Origin of the sequence: Pseudomonas sp. SJZ080, from assembly GCF_007828295.1 — a bacterium.
Lineage (GTDB): Bacteria > Pseudomonadota > Gammaproteobacteria > Pseudomonadales > Pseudomonadaceae > Aquipseudomonas > Aquipseudomonas migulae_A.
In genome coordinates, this window is record NZ_VIUK01000061.1 from 1 (window position 1) to 2,391 (window position 2,391).

At 58.6% G+C, this 2,391-nt stretch carries 3 protein-coding genes; all 3 read right to left on the reverse strand.

Translation table 11 applies throughout. The features are described from left to right. Window positions 1–31: 31 nt before the first annotated feature. The 3 genes from FBY04_RS32185 to FBY04_RS32195 all read right to left on the reverse strand — a co-directional run bounded on the left by FBY04_RS32185 (window position 32) and on the right by FBY04_RS32195 (window position 2,291). Window positions 32–1,579, reverse strand: coding sequence for an IS66 family transposase (locus tag FBY04_RS32185; RefSeq protein ID WP_144931762.1), 1,548 nt, complete (start codon window positions 1,577–1,579; stop codon window positions 32–34). A gap of 62 nt (window positions 1,580–1,641) precedes the next feature. Further along, entirely contained in the window at window positions 1,642–1,977 is a 336-nt protein-coding gene (gene tnpB / locus FBY04_RS33000; RefSeq protein WP_144931764.1) for an IS66 family insertion sequence element accessory protein TnpB, read from the reverse strand. Further along, window positions 1,974–2,291, reverse strand: coding sequence for a transposase (locus tag FBY04_RS32195; RefSeq protein ID WP_178115400.1), 318 nt, complete (start codon window positions 2,289–2,291; stop codon window positions 1,974–1,976). Before FBY04_RS32195 ends, tnpB begins: the two co-directional genes overlap by 4 nt. Window positions 2,292–2,391 lie beyond the last annotated feature (100 nt).

Consider the following 2,391-nt stretch of genomic DNA (forward strand, 5'->3'; position numbering starts at 1 on the left):
GTAAGCGTCTGCCGAAGTCACCTTGCGTGACTCAGGCCGGCACCCACTGATGCGGTAGCAGTTGATCAATCTCACTGGCACGCTGTGTTGGCAGCCGCGTCAGCACATCTTTGAGATAGGCATATGGATCATGCCCATTCATGCGCGCCGACTGGATCAAACTCATGATTGCCGCTGCTCGTTTGCCGCTGCGCAGTGAACCGGCGAACAACCAGTTGGAGCGGCCGAGTGCCCACGGCCGTATCTGATTTTCCACTGGATTATTATCTATGGGTACAGCACCGTCCTCGATATATCGAGCCAGTGCGCCCCAGCGCTTGAGGCTGTAATCCAGAGCTTTGGCGATAGCCGAGCCTTCGGGCACAAGGTCGCGCTGGGCCAGCATCCAGGTATGCAGTGCGTCGATAAGGGGCGCCGCTTTTTCCTGACGTATTCGCCAGCGATCCTCGTCGGTCATTTCCCGCGCTTGCCGTTCGATTTCGTACAACCCGCCAATTGAGTGCAGCGCCTGTTCGGCCAGTTGGCTTTTGTTCGTCGCATGCAGATCGAAGAACTTGCGGCGGGCATGGGCCATGCAGCCGATTTCGGTGATGCCTTGCTGAAAGCTTGCTTTGTAGCCGGCGAAATCATCGCAAACCAGCTTGCCGCTCCATTGCCCAAGGAAGTTGCGGGCATGCTCACCCGCACGGCTCGGGCTGAAGTCGTATACCACTGCTTTAAGTGTCGAAAACGGCGTAGTGCAGTAGGCCCAGACATAAGCACGATGGGTTTTCTTTTCGCCCGGCGCGAGCATCTGCACCGGGGTTTCGTCAGCGTGAATCACGCCTTGGGCAAGTACCGCTTCGCGCAGCGCATCAACCAGGGGCTGGAGCTGCACACCGGTTTGGCCGACCCATTGCGCCAGTGTCGAGCGGGCGATAGCCAGGCCGGCGCGGCCAAAGATTTTCTCTTGTCGGTACAGCGGCAAATGGTCGGCGAATTTGGCCACCATCACGTGAGCCAGCAGACCTGCGGTCGGGATGCCCTTGTCGATTACTTGGGCCGGCACCGGTGCCTGGATCAGTGTTTCGCACTGACGGCAGGCCCATTTCCCACGCAAGTGCTGCTCGACGGTGAACACGCCCGGCGTGTAATCCAGCTTCTCGCTGACGTCCTCGCCGATCCGCTGGAGCTGGCAGCCGCAGGGGCATTGGGTGTTGTCGGGTTCGTGATAAATCACGGTGCGCGGAAACTGCGCAGGCAAAGGAACACGCTTTGGTTGCTTGCGTGGTTCGGCCTGCGCAGCCGGCGGATTCAACGCTTTCAGCTCGGCTTCGATGGCCGCGATGTCGGTATCAAGCAGGTCGTCGAGCAGGCTGCCCTGAGCAGGACTCAATTGCTCACTGCGCTTGGCAAACTTGTTACGTTTGAACCATGCGATTTCGTGGGTGAGTTGCTCGATGATGGTTTGGTCGCGGTCGTTCTTCTTGCCCATCCTGTCGACTTGCTGCCCGAGAGAATCAACCTGCGACAGCAACTGCGCAGCGAATGCACGCAGTTGGTCGGGGGTCATCTGATCGAGGTTGGGCGAGGAAGTCATGCCCTGGATTTTACCAAAGCAGGTCGCTTGCGGCAGCAGGCCAAGGAGCTAATTACAGCTTTTTAAAGCAGTGTGATTACACCGCCAGCCCCAACACGCTGCCAAGGTAGGCCGAGCACCAACGCTTGAAGTTGCTCGATATCCAGCTCCATCTCGCAGCCTTGTCGAATGCCGGGCCAGTGAAACTTTCCTTGGTTCAATCGGCGAGCAGCCAGCCAGACGCCAAACCCGTCATGCACCAAAACTTTCATGCGAGTGGCGCGGCGGTTGGCGAACAAATAAGCGCAGTGCGGCTTCGCCGCACCGAACACCGCAATCACCCTGGCCAGCGCAGTTTCAGTGCCAGCACGCATATCCATGGGCTCGGTGGCGAGCCAGATGGCTTCGATGCGAATCATTGCGTGAGTCCACGGACAAAACGAGCGCAGCCTTCAGGATCAGACGTCGGCCATTTCACGGACATCGACTGCTCGCCAAATGGCAGCTCAATAATCGCCGACCCTTCTGCCTGCCGTTTGGGTGTAGCTCTCAACGGAACGAAAGCCGGCAACGCCGCTGGCGGCTGATCTCGGTAAAGCGGTAGCCACTTGCGGATCACGTTGGCGTTGATGCCGTGGCTGATGGCGACGCTGGATAGGGTTGCGCCCGGTTGCAGGCATTCCTGAACAACCTGGGCCTTGAAGGGTTTGGGGTAAGAGCTTCGTTGGCGCATGGAAATCCTGACGTTAAGGGCGATCGCGTCCGCTTAAAAATACGCGGACACCATCGCCCTTAATGCTGGAGTTCGGAAGGTGACTTCCCCAGCCGCTTAC